Origin of the sequence: Klebsiella sp. P1954, assembly GCF_018199955.1 — a bacterium.
Classification (GTDB): domain Bacteria; phylum Pseudomonadota; class Gammaproteobacteria; order Enterobacterales; family Enterobacteriaceae; genus Klebsiella; species Klebsiella pneumoniae.
On the sequence record NZ_CP073373.1, the window covers coordinates 2519521 to 2534060 of the forward strand.

Here is a 14540-nt window from a genome sequence, read left to right on the forward strand (position 1 = left end):
TGTATGGTCCATCATGTCACAGCCCCTCGATCTCGTTCAGTTAGCGCAACAAATCAAACAATGGGGCACAGAGCTTGGGTTCCAGCAGGTGGGGATCGCCGATACCGACCTCAGCGCCAGTGAACCCAAACTGCAGGCATGGCTGGATAAACAATACCACGGCGAAATGGAATGGATGGCCCGTCACGGTATGATGCGCGCCCGTCCCCACGAACTGCTGCCCGGTACGTTACGCGTCATCAGCGTGCGGATGAACTATCTGCCCGCTAACGCCGCCTTTGCCCGCACCCTGAAAGATCCCACGCTGGGTTACGTCAGCCGTTATGCCCTCGGGCGTGATTATCATAAGCTGCTACGTAATCGCCTGAAAAAGCTGGGGGAGAAGATTCAGGAACAGTGTGCTTCGCTCAATTTTAGACCTTTTGTCGATTCCGCGCCTATCCTGGAACGGCCAATCGCAGAAAAAGCGGGCCTAGGCTGGACAGGTAAGCACTCACTTATCTTAAGCCGCGACGCCGGATCGTTCTTTTTCCTCGGCGAACTGCTGATTGATCTGCCCCTGCCGGTCGACAGCCCGGTCGCGGAGGAGTGTGGGCGCTGCGTCGCCTGCATGACCATCTGTCCCACCGGGGCCATCGTTGAGCCCTATACCGTCGACGCCCGGCGCTGCATCTCCTATCTCACCATTGAACTGGAAGGTGCAATCCCCGAGGAGTTCCGTCCACTAATCGGCAACCGTATTTACGGTTGTGATGATTGTCAGCTGATCTGCCCGTGGAACCGTTTCTCACAGCTCACCGATGAAGAGGATTTCAGCCCACGCAAAGCGCTGCATGCCCCGCCGCTGGTGGAGCTGTTCGCCTGGAGCGAAGCGTGGTTTCTGAAGGTGACCGAAGGGTCGGCGATTCGTCGCATTGGCCACCTGCGCTGGCTGCGCAATATCGCCGTCGCGTTGGGCAATGCGCCCTGGGATGAAGCCCATCTTCGCGCCCTGGAGAGCCGCCGGGGCGAGCACCCGCTTCTCGACGAACACATTGAGTGGGCGATTGCCCAGCAACTGAAAAAGCGGAACGCCGACGCCGTTGAAGTACAGCTGCCGAAAAAATTACGTCTGGTCAGAGTGGTAGAGAAAGGCTTGCCGCGCGACGCCTGATTCATTCACAGGCTGTGAATAAAATCTAAAACACATTGCGTTTCAAGGCGCAGACCAAGGTCAAGTGATCGGATTAACATTTTGAAATGAAATTTATTTGTTAAATTTCAATCACATACAAAGATACTATTTACAAAGCGAAGCATTTGCGCCGCCAGTGACGGAACGACAACCTGTGGATAACTCTGTTCACAGTATTTCTGCAGACCAAACGAAAATCATCCCCGGCGCTGGATTGCACTGTGGATAAATAAGAGATGGAAGAAAATTTGGAGCGGGAAACGAGACTCGAACTCGCGACCCCGACCTTGGCAAGGTCGTGCTCTACCAACTGAGCTATTCCCGCTTAATCATCGTCATTCAAGCTACCGTCTAGCAACCTGAAAACTGCGACTGGTGTGGTGTGTCTTTCAAATTTTGGAGCGGGAAACGAGACTCGAACTCGCGACCCCGACCTTGGCAAGGTCGTGCTCTACCAACTGAGCTATTCCCGCTTAATCTTCGGCTTTCGCCCCGCATCTGCGAGATGAAATCCTTTGATCAGGATGGTGCTTTCAAATTTTGGAGCGGGAAACGAGACTCGAACTCGCGACCCCGACCTTGGCAAGGTCGTGCTCTACCAACTGAGCTATTCCCGCGTTACTGCATTTTTTGCCATATTTCGATGGCGTCGTAATTTGCATTTCTGCGTCGTTACGGGAGGCGCATTATACGAGAATTCGATGCCCCTGCAACCCCCTGACGATCACTTTTTTGCGTTTTTTGTTTAAATGGACATTTTCTCGCCATCTACGCCGCTGAATTGTATAAATAAGCGTCATAACGGGCAAAATCGCTTTTTCCGCCCGGCTGAATGACGCAAAATCGCTCGCATCATACAGCGGTGGCGCGACGTATAACGAGGCCACCCCGACGCCAAACAGGGAATTAGCATGAGAAAAGTCCTCACCGTCCTGCTGCTGAGCACGCTGGCCATCGGAACCGCGTCAGCCGAGACGCTCCATTTTGGCACCACCACGGCCAATCCACCGTTTGTCACCGCCAACGGCAAAAATCAGCCCGTTGGCTTCGATATCGATCTCGCGCACGCCCTGTGCCAGCAGATGCAGGCGCAGTGCCAGTTCACGGCGCAGCGTTTCGATACCCTGATCCCGGCTTTACGCTTTAAGAAATTTGACGCGGTGATTGCCGGCATGGAAGTGATCCCGATGCGTGAGAAGCAGGTCGCCTTCAGCCGCCCCTATCGCCAGGCGCTCTCCGGGGTAGTGATCGTCAACAAAGATGTCGCCCATACCTTTGCCGATCTGAAGGCTAAAAAAGTCGGCGTGGTGAAAGGCACGCTGCATCAGCGCTACCTGCGTGATAAACAGAAAGCCGTACAGGCTGTCCCTTACGACGATGTCGCCAGCGCCCTGGCCGCGCTGAAAGCCGGGCAAATAACCGGCGTCATGGGCGACTTCGCCACCCTCGACGCCTGGCAGCAGGAGAACCCTGACTACGCCATCATGGATGAACGGGCTACCGACCCGGCTTATTACGGTAAGCAGTATGCGATTGCGGTGCGCAAAGACGATCCGGAGCTGCTGAACGCCATCAACGATGCCCTGGCCGCGGTCATGGCGACACCTGACTTCCAGCAGATGCAGCAGAAGTGGTTTAAATAACGCAGAAAAGTGTACCGGGCCGCGCACAGGGCCCGGTCGCGGTTTACAGCTTAATGAAGTGTTCGCGGTAGTAAGCCAGCTCGGCGACCGACTCGCGGATATCGTCCATCGCCTGATGAGTGCCCTGCTTTTTAAAACCGTCGAGAATTTCCGGCTTCCAGCGGCGCGCCAGCTCTTTCAGCGTGCTAACGTCCAGGTAGCGATAGTGGAAATAGGCTTCCAGTTGCGGCATGTACTTAAACAGGAAGCGACGATCCTGGCCGATACTGTTGCCGCAGATCGGCGACTTGCCCGCCGGCACCCACTGCTTAAGAAACTCAATGGTCGCCAGTTCGGCATCGTGCTCGCTGACGGTGCTGGCCTTTACGCGATCCACCAGACCGCTGCCGGTATGCGTCCGCACATTCCACTCGTCCATTAATGCCAGCTGAGCGTCCGACTGATGCACCGCGATGGTCGGGCCCTCAGCCAGAATGTTCAGGTTGGCATCGGTCACCAGGGTGGCGATTTCGATAATGCGATCGCGCTCCGGATCCAGCCCTGTCATCTCAAGATCGATCCAAATGAGGTTGTTTTCATTTGCACTCATGCTATTTTCCACCCTTCTCGCGTGACTATATTCATCTAAAATAGCGTGTATCATAGAGGTTTTGCCCCATCAGGGCGACCAGGAGCCAGTTCGATTGAGTAAAAATAAACTCTCCAAAGGCCAGCAGCGCCGCGTCAAAGCCAACCACCAGCGCCGTCTGAAAACCACTGCGGAGAAGGCCGACTACGATGACAACCTGTTTGGCGAAACGTCGGAAGGCATTGTCATCAGTCGCTTTGGTATGCATGCCGACGTCGAATCCGCTGACGGCAGCGTGCATCGCTGCAATATCCGCCGGACGATCCGCTCGCTGGTCACCGGCGACCGCGTGGTCTGGCGGCCGGGTAAAGACGCCGCCGACGGCGTAAGCGTCAAAGGGATCGTCGAGGCGGTGCACGATCGCGCCTCCGTCCTGACGCGTCCGGATTTTTACGACGGCGTGAAGCCTATCGCCGCCAATATCGACCAGATCGTGGTGGTTTCCGCGATCCTGCCTGAGCTGTCGCTGAATATTATCGATCGCTATCTGGTGGCCTGCGAAGCGCAGGATATCGAGCCGCTCATTGTGCTGAATAAAATCGATCTGCTGGATGATGATGGTCTTCGCTTCGTCAATGAGCAAATGGATATCTACCGCAACATCGGTTACCGCGTGCTGCTGGTTTCCAGTCGGACTCAGGACGGCCTTAAGCCGCTGGAAGCGGCCCTGACCGACCGCATCAGTATCTTCGCCGGGCAGTCCGGGGTCGGTAAATCTAGCCTGCTGAACGCCCTGCTCGGGTTGAACGAGGATCAGATCCTCACCAATGATGTCTCGGACGTTTCCGGCTTAGGTCAACACACCACCACCGCGGCACGCCTCTACCACTTCCCGCACGGCGGCGATGTGATTGATTCACCGGGGGTACGTGAGTTCGGCCTGTGGCATCTGGAAGCGGAACAAATCACCAACGGCTTTGTCGAATTCCATGATTATTTAGGCCGTTGCAAATATCGCGACTGTAAACACGATACCGATCCTGGCTGTGCGCTTCGCGAAGCGGTAGAGAACGGCAAGATCGCCGAAAGCCGTTTTGAGAACTACCACCGCATCCTGGAAAGCATGGCGCAGGTACAGGTAAAAACGCGTAAAAACTTTTCCTCGTCCGATGACTGATCATTAAGCTGAGCATCACATCAGGCGCTGCCGGGCAGCGGTGATGACGCAGCTTACGCGGATGCCATTTGGCGAGTTTTACGTATAGAATCGTCCCCTTTTTTCAGGTCCCCGCCCGCAGGCGGGGTCAGGAACGACATATCATGGCCTGGAGGCTACTTTGTTAAACGATCTTAAACTTTCACTGCAATACATTCTGCCTAAACTGTGGCTCACCCGCCTCGCAGGCTGGGGTGCGAGCAAACGCGCAGGTTGGCTGACGAAGCTGGTCATCGATCTGTTCGTGAAATACTACAAGGTCGATATGAAAGAGGCGCAGAAGCCGGATACCGCGGCTTATCGCACCTTCAACGATTTCTTCGTGCGCCCGCTGCGCGACGACGTTCGCCCGCTGAATACCGATCCAAACGTGCTGGTGATGCCGGCCGATGGCGTGATCAGCCAGCTTGGCGCCATTGAGAACGATAAAATCCTGCAGGCTAAGGGTCATGACTACAGTCTGGAAGCCCTGCTGGCCGGCAACTATCAGATGGCCGACCTGTTCCGTAACGGCAGCTTCGCCACCACCTACCTGTCGCCGCGCGACTATCACCGCGTACACATGCCGTGCAACGGCATCCTGCGCGAAATGATCTACGTTCCTGGCGACCTGTTCTCTGTTAACCACTTGACGGCGCAGAACGTGCCGAACCTGTTCGCCCGTAACGAGCGCGTCATCTGCCTGTTTGATACTGAGTTTGGCCCGATGGCGCAAATTCTGGTGGGCGCAACTATCGTCGGCAGCATCGAGACCGTGTGGTCCGGCACCGTGACCCCGCCGCGCGAAGGCATTATTAAACGCTGGACCTGGCCCGCTGGCGACAACGAAGGCTCCATCGCCTTGCTGAAAGGCCAGGAGATGGGCCGCTTCAAACTGGGTTCCACCGTGATCAACCTGTTTGCCCCGGGCCAGGTGAAGCTGGTCGACACGCTGCAAAGCCTGTCCGTGACCAAGATCGGCCAACCGCTGGCGACAGCAGTGGAAGCGACCGCCGCCGCTGAACCCGCGCCGTTACCGGAAGAAGAGATCCGCGCCGAACACCGCGCCAGCCCGCTGGTTGACGATAAACAAGACCAAGGTTAATTCTTCAGCAAAAGGGTTATGCCGTGCGCCTGATATACACTTTCCTGTTGGCCTTGAGCCTCAGTTTCGGGGCGTACGCTGCGACAGCCCCGGATGCTAAACAGATAACCCAGGAACTGGAACAGGCGAAGGCGGCAAAGCCCGCCCAGCCTGAAACCGTTGAAGTTCTGCAGTCCGCGCTGAACGCGCTTGAGGAGCGAAAATCATCCCTCGAGCGCGCCCGTCAGTATCAGGACGTTATCGACAATTTCCCCAAACTGTTTCAAAGCCTGCGTGCCCAGCTCAATAATCTGAGCGAAGAGCCGCGCCAGGTGCCAACCGGCCTGACCGCCGATGCGCTGAACCAGGAGATCCTGCAGGTCAGCAGCCAGCTGCTGGAATCGAGCCGCCAGGCGCAGCAGGAGCAGGATCGCGCGCGTGAAATCGCCGACTCCCTGAACCAGCTGCCGCAGCAGCAAACCGATGCCCGTCGTCAGCTCAATGAGGTTGAGCGCCGCATCGGCACGCAAACCGGCAACAATGCTCTCGCCCAGGCGCAAAATCTTGCCCTGCAGGCGGAATCAGCGCGTCTGAAGGCGCTGGTGGATGAACTCGACCTCGCCCAGCTCTCCGCCAACAACCGCCAGGAGCTGTCGCGCGCCCGTTCCGAGCTGGCGCAAAAACAGAGCGAGCAGCTGGATGCCTATCTGCAGGCGCTGCGCAATCTGCAAAACAGCCAGCGCCAGCGGGAGGCGGAAAAGGCGCTGGAGAGTACCGAACTGCTGGCGGAGAACAGTGAAAACCTGCCGCCGGACATCACCGCCCAGTTTAAGGTCAACCGTGAACTCTCCCAGGCGCTGAACCAGCAGGCGCAGCGCATGGATCTGGTGGCGTCCCAGCAGCGGCAGGCGACGAATCAAACGCTGCAGGTGCGCCAGGCGTTAAACACCCTGCGCGAGCAGTCGCAGTGGCTGGGCTCCTCCAATCTGCTGGGCGAAGCCCTGCGCGCCCAGGTGGCGCGGCTGCCGGAGCGCCCTCGCCCGCAACAGCTGGATACGGAAATGGCGCAGCTGCGCGTGCAGCGTCTGCGCTTTGAGGATTTACTCAGTAAGCAGCCGCAGCTGCGGCAGATCCGCCAGGCCGACGGCGAACCGCTGACCAGCGAGCAGAACAAGATCCTGCAGGCGCAGCTGCGCACGCAGAACGAGCTGCTGAACTCGCTGCTGCGCGGCGGCGACACCCTGATGCTGGAGCTCACCAAGCTGAAGGTCGCCAACGGCCAGCTGGAAGACGCGCTGAAAGAGATCAACGAAGCCACCCACCGCTATCTGTTCTGGACTTCGGACGTCAGCCCCATCGGCTTCTCCTGGCCGCTGGAGATCGTCCAGGATCTGCGGCGCCTGATCTCCCTGGATACCATCAGCGAACTGGGCAAAGCCAGCGCGATGATGCTTACCAGCAAAGAGACCCTGCTGCCGCTGTTTGCCGCCCTGCTGCTGGTTGGCTTTAGCATCAGCTCGCGGCGCCATTTCACCCGCTTTCTCGAGCGCTCCAGCGCCCGGGTGGGGAAAGTCACCCAGGATCACTTCTGGCTGACGCTGCGCACGGTCTTCTGGTCGATACTGGTGGCCTCGCCGCTGCCGGTGCTGTGGATGACGCTCGGCTATGGTCTGCAGTCCGCCTGGCCGTTCCCGCTGGCGGTGGCGATTGGCGATGGAGTCACCGCGACGGTGCCTTTGCTGTGGGTGGTGATGATCTGCGCCACCTTCGCCCGGCCAAACGGGCTGTTTATCGCCCACTTCGGCTGGCCGCGTAGCCGCGTGGCGAAGGCGATGCGCTACTACCTGATGAGCATCGGGCTGATTGTGCCGCTGATTATGGCGCTGATCATGTTCGATAATCTTAACGACCGCGAATTCTCCGCTTCGCTGGGCCGCCTGTGCTTCCTGCTGATCTGCGGCGCGCTGGCGGTGGTCACCCTGAGCCTTAAGCACGCCGGTATTCCGCTCTATCTGGATAAAGAGGGGAATGGCGACAATATGGTGAACCGCCTGCTGTGGAACCTGATGCTTGGCGCCCCGCTGGTGGCCATGCTGGCGGCCGCCGTCGGCTACCTCGCCACCGCCCAGGCGCTGCTTGCGCGTCTGGAAACCTCGGTCGCCATCTGGTTCCTGCTGCTGGTGGTCTATCACATCATCCGCCGCTGGATGCTGATCCAGCGCCGCCGGCTGGCCTTCGACCGGGCCCGCCATCGTCGCGCGGAAATTCTCGCTCAGCGCGCCCGCGGCGAAGATGAGCCCGTTCACGTCAGCAGCCCGGAAGGGTCGGTGGAGACGGAGGTCAGCGAGGTCGACCTCAATGCCATCAGTACCCAGTCGCTGCGGCTTGTGCGCTCCCTGCTGATGCTGATCGCGCTGCTATCGGTCATCGTGCTGTGGTCGGAGATTCACTCGGCGTTTGGCTTCCTTGAGAATATCTCGCTGTGGGACGTGACCTCGACGGTACAAGGGGTGGAAAGCCTTGAGCCTATTACGCTTGGCGCGGTGTTGATTGCCATTCTGGTGCTGATCATCACCACTCAGCTGGTACGCAACCTGCCCGCGCTGCTGGAACTGGCGATCCTCCAGCATCTCGATTTAACGCCCGGCACCGGCTACGCCATCACCACCATCACTAAGTATCTGCTGATGCTGGTCGGCGGGCTGGTGGGCTTCTCGATGATCGGTATTGAGTGGTCGAAGCTGCAGTGGCTGGTCGCCGCGCTGGGTGTGGGTCTCGGGTTTGGCCTGCAGGAGATCTTCGCCAACTTTATCTCCGGCCTGATTATCCTGTTTGAGAAGCCGATCCGCATCGGCGATACGGTCACCATTCGCGACCTGACGGGCAGCGTCACCCGCATTAATACCCGTGCGACCACCATCAGCGACTGGGACCGAAAAGAGATTATCGTGCCGAACAAGGCGTTCATTACCGAACAGTTTATCAACTGGTCGCTGTCGGACTCGGTTACCCGCGTGGTGCTGACGGTGCCGGCGCCTGTGGACGCCGATACCGAAGAGGTGACGAAAATTCTCATCGCCGCGGCGCATCGCTGCTCGCTGGTCATCGATACCCCGGCGCCGGAGGCGTTTCTCGTCGACCTGCAGCAGGGGATCCAGATTTTCGAGCTACGTATTTTTGCCGCGGAGATGGGGCACCGCATGCCGCTGCGCCATGAGATGCATCAGCTGATCCTGGCGGGCTTCCGCGAGCATGGCATTGATATGCCGTTCCCTCCGTTCCAGATGCGTCTGGAAAGTATTGACGGCAGGCAAAGCAGTAAAACCATGACCTCGGCCGGAAAAACCAGCCGCCGTACGGCTGGTAGCCTGTAAACCATCCCCTGCCCGGCTGCACCGCCGGGCAGGTTCTTTAACTCTCCATCACCAGCGCGCCGGACGCCATGCGCCGACGGTAGCTTTCGTAGATCCCCAGCGCCAGCAGTGAGAAGAAGATCGGCCCACCGACCATCCACAGGGTGCTGTTCCAGTCCCCGCTGTCGATGACGGGTTGGATAATGGTGAAGATATTGGCGAAGGTCACCACCAGCAGCACCACGCCGGTCGCCAGCAGCGTCGACGGACGGTTTTTGAAGATCACGAACGGCCGGTCAAGATGGGTTTTCGCCTTGAAGAACGGGAAGGCGATGGTCAGGAACAGATAAGGCAAGGTCATAGAGACATTGGCCATCAGCGTCAGCTTGTTATAAAACGCGGAAGCGCTATCCCCACCGAACGATACCAGTACGATAAACACCCCGACCAGCAGACACTGCAGCCACATCGCCGCGGCGGGCATTCCGTTGACGTTGAGACGGGTCATCACCGACGGCCAGAGCGCTTTTGGCGTGCCCTGGATAATCGCTTTCAGGGGAGAATAGCTGAGGGTGAAGAACGCGCCGGTGTAGGCGAGAAACATCGACAGGCCGGTAATACGGGCGAACCAGACCCCGGTCAGGGCTGACGCCGCAGGGGTCAGGTGCAGGGCCTGGCCCAGCGTCGCCCCGAGGCTGGTCATCAGCACATAGGTGATGTTGCCGAGGTTGGTCGAACGCGCGCCAAGCACCTGCTGCCAGTTGGCGCTCACGCCCCACAGCACAATCGCCAGCGAGTAACCGATCGAGATAACGATCGCCGCGATGATAATACCTTTGGCAAAGTTCTTTTCCGGCTTATCGGTCTTATCCACTAAGCCGCCAACCGCCTCAATTCCGCCATAGGCAAAGATGGCAAATACCACAAACGACAGCATCGCCATGCCCGACTGATACCCGGGATTAGGCGAAAGGGTGAAGTTTAACGGCTGGGCGAAATGACCGCCGTTAAGCAGAAGGATCGCCCCGCTCACCAGCAGCAGCACCAGGTTAAGCCCCATCACCGCGATACCACCGACGGCGGTAATTTTAGCGATTTTATTGATCCCTTTGACGGCAATAAAGGTCACCACGACCATCCAGCAGGCCGCCAGAATACCGACCGTCTGCGTCGGCGTCAGGCTACCCAGCGCCCAGGTCTGGGTTTTGTCCGCGCCAAACAAAAAAGTAGAGAGCGGGACCCAGATCTTAGCGGCGGTACTCACCATCCACACTACGTACGAGGCAAACCACATAAAGGTACCAATGAAGGCAAAGCGCGGCCCGACGCTGTGGTTCATCCAGGAATAAATCCCGCCCTCTTCGCGACGATAAGCTGAGCCCATCTCCGCCATCATCAGCGCGAACGGGATAAAGAAAAAGAGGGCGGAAAAAAGGTAAAACGGCATCGCGCTATAGCCCATCAGATAAAACGCCGATGGGCTGTTGGCAAAGCCAAACACCGAGGTGAAGATCATCAGAATCAGCCCGATCAGGCTCATCTTCTTGAGTTGTTGATGCATAAATCTATCCAAACGTGGGCATCGCCCGACGAGCGACGCCTGGCCTCATAAAAAGAGCGCGGATAGTAGCAAAATCACGGAGGGAAATTGTGGGTATTCGGGCTAAAGCCGGGGCGAGGGTGTCAGGTTCAGAGTCGTCTTTCACCTCCCCCACCCGGCGGCGGAGGGAGGTGAAAAAGCGATCAGGCGCGGTCTACCGTAAAGGCGATCACTTCGCCGATGCTTTCAGCGCCCAGCGCCAGCATGACCACGCGGTCAACGCCCAGCGCCACGCCGGAGCAGTCCGGCAGACCCGCCTCCAGCGCCGCCAGCAGGTTGTTATCGATGGGCTGCTGCGGAAGGCCGCGCGCGGCGCGTTTGCGGTTATCCTGCTCAAACCGCAGGCGCTGTTCATGGGCGTCGGTCAGCTCGTGGAAACCGTTCGCCAGCTCAATACCTTTGTAATAGACCTCAAAGCGCTCAGCGACCCGATGATCTTCCGGGCTGATCTGCGCTAAAGAGGCCTGAGTCGCCGGGAAATGATAAATGAACGTTGGTCGATCTTTGCCGATGTGCGGCTCCACGCCCATGGTGAACAGCAGCTGCAGCAGGGTATCGCGATCTTCTTCAGTATCGGCGATATTGCTCAGATCCAGCTTCGCTGCGACTTCACGCAGCTGTGCTTTATCGGCAGAGAGCGGGTCAATTTCCAGATGGCGCTGAAACGCCTGCTGATAGGAGAGACTTTCCGCCGGTTGGCACTCCAGCACCTGCTGCAGCAGATCGTCCACCTCATTGATCAGGCGATACATGTCATAGCATGGACGATACCACTCCAGCATGGTGAATTCCGGATTGTGATGACGCCCCATCTCTTCATTACGGAAGCTGCGGCACAGCTGGAAGACCGGGCCGCAACCTGCCGCCAGCAGGCGCTTCATGTGGTATTCCGGACTGGTCATCAGGTACAGGTTAAGCCCCTGAGAATGGCCCGGGCCGACGAAACGGGTTTCGAACGGGAACAAATGAATATCCGTTACCGTCGCCTGACTCATGCAAGGCGTCTCCACCTCCAGCACGCCGCGATCGGTAAAGAAACGGCGGATTTCCGCCATCACCGCCGCGCGCTTCAACAGATTGGGAATGGGTGCGCTCGGCTGCCAGGTTGCCGTCTCGCTCATGGTACTTTCTCCGATTGCAAATTAAGGGCACGAAGTCTACTCGCAACCGGCGAGTGAAACAAATTTTGTGCAATCTCCGGCAGACTACATGCCATTAATCTATCGTTAACCCTGACGCATAAATACCACTGATAAATAACCGCACATATCGATAAAAAAATCGAACACGTCAATTTTCCATACTGACCCTAAGGCTATACTCCTGTACCTATAAAGGAGCAGTGATACTTTTTCGCCAGCCCGGCGGCGAAATACACTAAAACTGGAGGAATGTCGTGCAAACTTTTCAAGCCGATCTCGCCGTAATTGGCGCCGGCGGGGCAGGCCTTCGTGCCGCTATCGCCGCCGCTCAGGCCAACCCCAACGCTAAAATCGCCCTGATTTCTAAAGTCTATCCGATGCGCAGCCATACGGTCGCTGCAGAAGGGGGATCCGCAGCCGTTGCCCAGGATCACGATAGCTTTGAGTACCATTTTCACGACACCGTCGCGGGAGGCGACTGGCTGTGCGAGCAGGATGTCGTCGACTATTTTGTTCATCACTGCCCGACGGAAATGACCCAGCTGGAGCAGTGGGGATGCCCATGGAGCCGCCGCCCCGACGGCAGCGTCAACGTCCGGCGCTTCGGTGGCATGAAAATCGAACGCACCTGGTTTGCCGCCGACAAAACCGGCTTCCACATGCTGCATACCCTCTTCCAGACCTCCCTTCAGTTTCCCCAAATTCAGCGCTTTGACGAACATTTCGTCCTTGACCTGCTGGTCGATGACGGGCAGGCCCGCGGCCTGGTGGCGATGAATATGATGGAAGGCACCCTGGTGCAGATCCGCGCTAACGCCGTGGTGCTGGCTACCGGCGGCGCCGGGCGCGTCTACCGCTACAACACCAACGGCGGCATCGTCACCGGTGACGGGATGGGGATGGCCCTGGGACACGGCGTGCCGCTGCGCGACATGGAATTCGTTCAGTATCACCCGACCGGCCTGCCGGGCTCCGGGATCCTGATGACCGAAGGCTGCCGCGGCGAAGGCGGGATTCTGGTCAACAAAAACGGCTACCGCTATCTGCAGGATTACGGCATGGGCCCGGAAACCCCGCTCGGCGAACCGAAGAATAAATATATGGAGCTGGGCCCACGCGACAAAGTGTCCCAGGCCTTCTGGCACGAGTGGCGGAAAGGGAACACCATCCCGACGCCGCGCGGCGACGTGGTCTACCTCGATCTCCGCCACCTCGGCGAGAAAAAACTGCTGGAGCGTCTGCCGTTTATCTGTGAACTAGCGAAAGCCTACGTCGGCGTCGATCCGGTGAAAGAGCCGATCCCGGTGCGCCCGACCGCGCACTACACCATGGGCGGTATTGAAACCGATCAGCAGTGCGAAACCCGGATCAAAGGGCTGTTTGCCGTGGGCGAATGCTCGTCCGTTGGCTTACATGGCGCCAACCGTCTGGGCTCCAACTCGCTGGCCGAGCTGGTGGTCTTCGGCCGCCTGGCCGGGGAGCAGGCCATGCAGCGCGCCGCTCAGGCGGGCGAGGCAAACGGCGCCGCCCTCGATGCGCAGGCTGCCGATGTGGAGCAGCGCCTGAAAGATCTCGTCAACCAGGAAGGTAACGAAAACTGGGCGAAAATTCGCGATGAAATGGGGCTGTCGATGGAGGAAGGCTGCGGCATCTACCGCACGCCGGAGCTGATGCAGAAAACGATCGACAAGCTGGCTGAACTGCAGGAGCGCTTTAAGCGCGTGCGCATTACCGATAACTCCAGCGTGTTCAATACCGATCTGCTTTACACCATTGAGCTGGGGCACGGTTTAAACGTTGCCGAATGTATGGCGCACTCGGCCATCGCCCGTAAAGAATCGCGCGGGGCGCACCAGCGTCTGGATGAAGGCTGTACCGAACGCGACGACGTCAACTTCCTCAAGCACACTCTCGCCTTCCGCGAGGCCGATGGCACTACCCGTCTGGAATATGGCGATGTGAAGATCACCACGCTGCCGCCGGCAAAACGTGTCTATGGCGCAGAAGCGGACGCGGCTGAGAAGAAGGAGACCACCCATGGCTGAGATGAAAAACCTGAAAGTCGAAGTGGTGCGCTACAATCCGGAGGTCGACACCGCACCGCACAGCGCGTTCTATGACGTGCCTTACGATGAACAGACCTCGCTGCTGGACGCGCTGGGCTACATCAAAGACAACCTGGCGCCAGACCTGAGCTACCGCTGGTCCTGCCGAATGGCAATCTGCGGTTCCTGCGGCATGATGGTCAACAAGGTGCCGAAGCTGGCCTGCAAAACCTTCCTGCGCGATTACACCAAAGGCATCAAAGTTGAGGCGCTGGCCAACTTCCCGATCGAGCGCGATCTGGTGGTGGACATGACCCACTTTATCGAAAGCCTGGAAGCCATTAAGCCGTATATCATCGGCAATAACCGCACGCCTGACCAGGGGCCAAACAAGCAGACCCCGGCCCAGATGGCGAAATACCATCAGTTTTCCGGCTGCATCAACTGCGGGCTGTGCTATGCCGCCTGTCCACAGTTCGGCCTGAACCCGGAATTTATCGGCCCGGCGGCGATCACCCTCGCCCACCGCTATAACGAAGACAGCCGCGACCACGGTAAAAAGGAACGCATGGCGCAGCTTAACGGCCAGAATGGCGTCTGGACCTGTACTTTCGTTGGCTACTGCTCGGAAGTGTGTCCGAAGCACGTCGACCCGGCGGCCGCGATCCAGCAGGGCAAGGTGGAAAGCTCGAAAGACTTTCTTATCGCCACCCTGAAACCACGCTAAGGAGTGCAT

The 14540-nt window shown here is 58.3% G+C and carries 10 protein-coding genes and 3 tRNA genes; 7 read left to right on the plus strand and 6 right to left on the minus strand.

The window, feature by feature from the left end:
- Window positions 1-13 precede the first annotated feature (13 nt).
- Window positions 14-1153, plus strand: a complete 1140-nt coding sequence (queG, locus tag KB890_RS12090) for a tRNA epoxyqueuosine(34) reductase QueG (protein ID WP_004178333.1) — start codon at window positions 14-16, stop codon at window positions 1151-1153.
- A gap of 270 nt (window positions 1154-1423) precedes the next feature.
- On the opposite strand, the gene KB890_RS12095 is transcribed toward queG, so the two are convergent.
- From KB890_RS12095 to KB890_RS12105, 3 genes are all read right to left on the minus strand, one after another.
- Window positions 1424-1499: transfer RNA gene (locus tag KB890_RS12095), tRNA-Gly, on the minus strand.
- A gap of 72 nt (window positions 1500-1571) precedes the next feature.
- A tRNA-Gly gene (locus tag KB890_RS12100) sits at window positions 1572-1647 on the minus strand.
- 68 nt (window positions 1648-1715) lie between these two features.
- Window positions 1716-1791 (minus strand) — tRNA-Gly (locus KB890_RS12105).
- Between the two features lie 294 nt (window positions 1792-2085).
- Here KB890_RS12105 and KB890_RS12110 point away from each other — a divergent pair.
- The gene (locus tag KB890_RS12110; protein WP_004177719.1) at window positions 2086-2817 is read left to right on the plus strand and encodes a transporter substrate-binding domain-containing protein; all 732 of its coding nucleotides are present in this window, start codon (window positions 2086-2088) and stop codon (window positions 2815-2817) included.
- A gap of 43 nt (window positions 2818-2860) precedes the next feature.
- Here KB890_RS12110 and orn read toward each other — a convergent pair whose 3' ends face one another.
- Window positions 2861-3406 carry an oligoribonuclease gene (gene orn, locus KB890_RS12115; protein ID WP_002885538.1) on the minus strand — a complete coding sequence of 182 codons (546 nt, stop codon included), beginning with the start codon at window positions 3404-3406 and terminating at the stop codon, window positions 2861-2863.
- Between the two features lie 94 nt (window positions 3407-3500).
- Here orn and rsgA point away from each other — a divergent pair, with 94 nt between their 5' ends.
- The 3 genes from rsgA (at window position 3501) to mscM (ending at window position 9038) form a co-directional block, all read left to right on the plus strand.
- On the plus strand, window positions 3501-4562 hold the full coding sequence (gene rsgA, locus KB890_RS12120) for a small ribosomal subunit biogenesis GTPase RsgA (protein ID WP_004178332.1): 1062 nt from the start codon (window positions 3501-3503) through the stop codon (window positions 4560-4562).
- A 160-nt stretch (window positions 4563-4722) separates the two neighbouring features.
- Complete coding sequence (gene asd / locus KB890_RS12125; protein WP_002885536.1) at window positions 4723-5685, plus strand: archaetidylserine decarboxylase; 963 nt, start codon at window positions 4723-4725, stop codon at window positions 5683-5685.
- Window positions 5686-5708: 23 nt separating this feature from the next.
- Window positions 5709-9038, plus strand: coding sequence for a miniconductance mechanosensitive channel MscM (mscM, locus tag KB890_RS12130; RefSeq protein WP_020324906.1), 3330 nt, complete (start codon window positions 5709-5711; stop codon window positions 9036-9038).
- Window positions 9039-9075: 37 nt separating this feature from the next.
- Here mscM and yjeM read toward each other — a convergent pair whose 3' ends face one another.
- Together yjeM and epmA are read right to left on the minus strand one after the other, a co-directional pair.
- Window positions 9076-10578: a glutamate/gamma-aminobutyrate family transporter YjeM gene (yjeM, locus tag KB890_RS12135; RefSeq protein ID WP_004178330.1), complete on the minus strand. Its 1503-nt coding sequence runs from the start codon at window positions 10576-10578 to the stop codon at window positions 9076-9078.
- Between the two features lie 182 nt (window positions 10579-10760).
- The gene (epmA, locus tag KB890_RS12140; RefSeq protein ID WP_004146714.1) at window positions 10761-11738 is read right to left on the minus strand and encodes an elongation factor P--(R)-beta-lysine ligase; all 978 of its coding nucleotides are present in this window, start codon (window positions 11736-11738) and stop codon (window positions 10761-10763) included.
- Window positions 11739-12013: 275 nt separating this feature from the next.
- Between epmA and frdA the strand changes: the two genes are divergently transcribed.
- Together frdA and frdB are read left to right on the plus strand one after the other, a co-directional pair.
- The gene (gene frdA / locus KB890_RS12145; RefSeq protein ID WP_004177727.1) at window positions 12014-13804 is read left to right on the plus strand and encodes a fumarate reductase (quinol) flavoprotein subunit; all 1791 of its coding nucleotides are present in this window, start codon (window positions 12014-12016) and stop codon (window positions 13802-13804) included.
- The gene (gene frdB / locus KB890_RS12150) at window positions 13797-14531 is read left to right on the plus strand and encodes a fumarate reductase iron-sulfur protein (protein WP_004177729.1); all 735 of its coding nucleotides are present in this window, start codon (window positions 13797-13799) and stop codon (window positions 14529-14531) included. Before frdA ends, frdB begins: the two co-directional genes overlap by 8 nt.
- Window positions 14532-14540 lie beyond the last annotated feature (9 nt).

Bases quoted from the DNA above. Each gene is read 5' to 3' on its own strand.
- epmA (WP_004146714.1), bottom strand. From the start codon at position 11,738: ATGAGCGAGACGGCAACCTGGCAGCCGAGCGCACCCATTCCCAATCTG.
- KB890_RS12110 (WP_004177719.1), top strand. From the start codon at position 2,086: ATGAGAAAAGTCCTCACCGTCCTGCTGCTGAGCACGCTGGCCATCGGA.
- queG (WP_004178333.1), top strand. From the start codon at position 14: ATGTCACAGCCCCTCGATCTCGTTCAGTTAGCGCAACAAATCAAACAA.
- frdB (WP_004177729.1), top strand. From the start codon at position 13,797: ATGGCTGAGATGAAAAACCTGAAAGTCGAAGTGGTGCGCTACAATCCG.
- orn (WP_002885538.1), bottom strand. From the start codon at position 3,406: ATGAGTGCAAATGAAAACAACCTCATTTGGATCGATCTTGAGATGACA.
- yjeM (WP_004178330.1), bottom strand. From the start codon at position 10,578: ATGCATCAACAACTCAAGAAGATGAGCCTGATCGGGCTGATTCTGATG.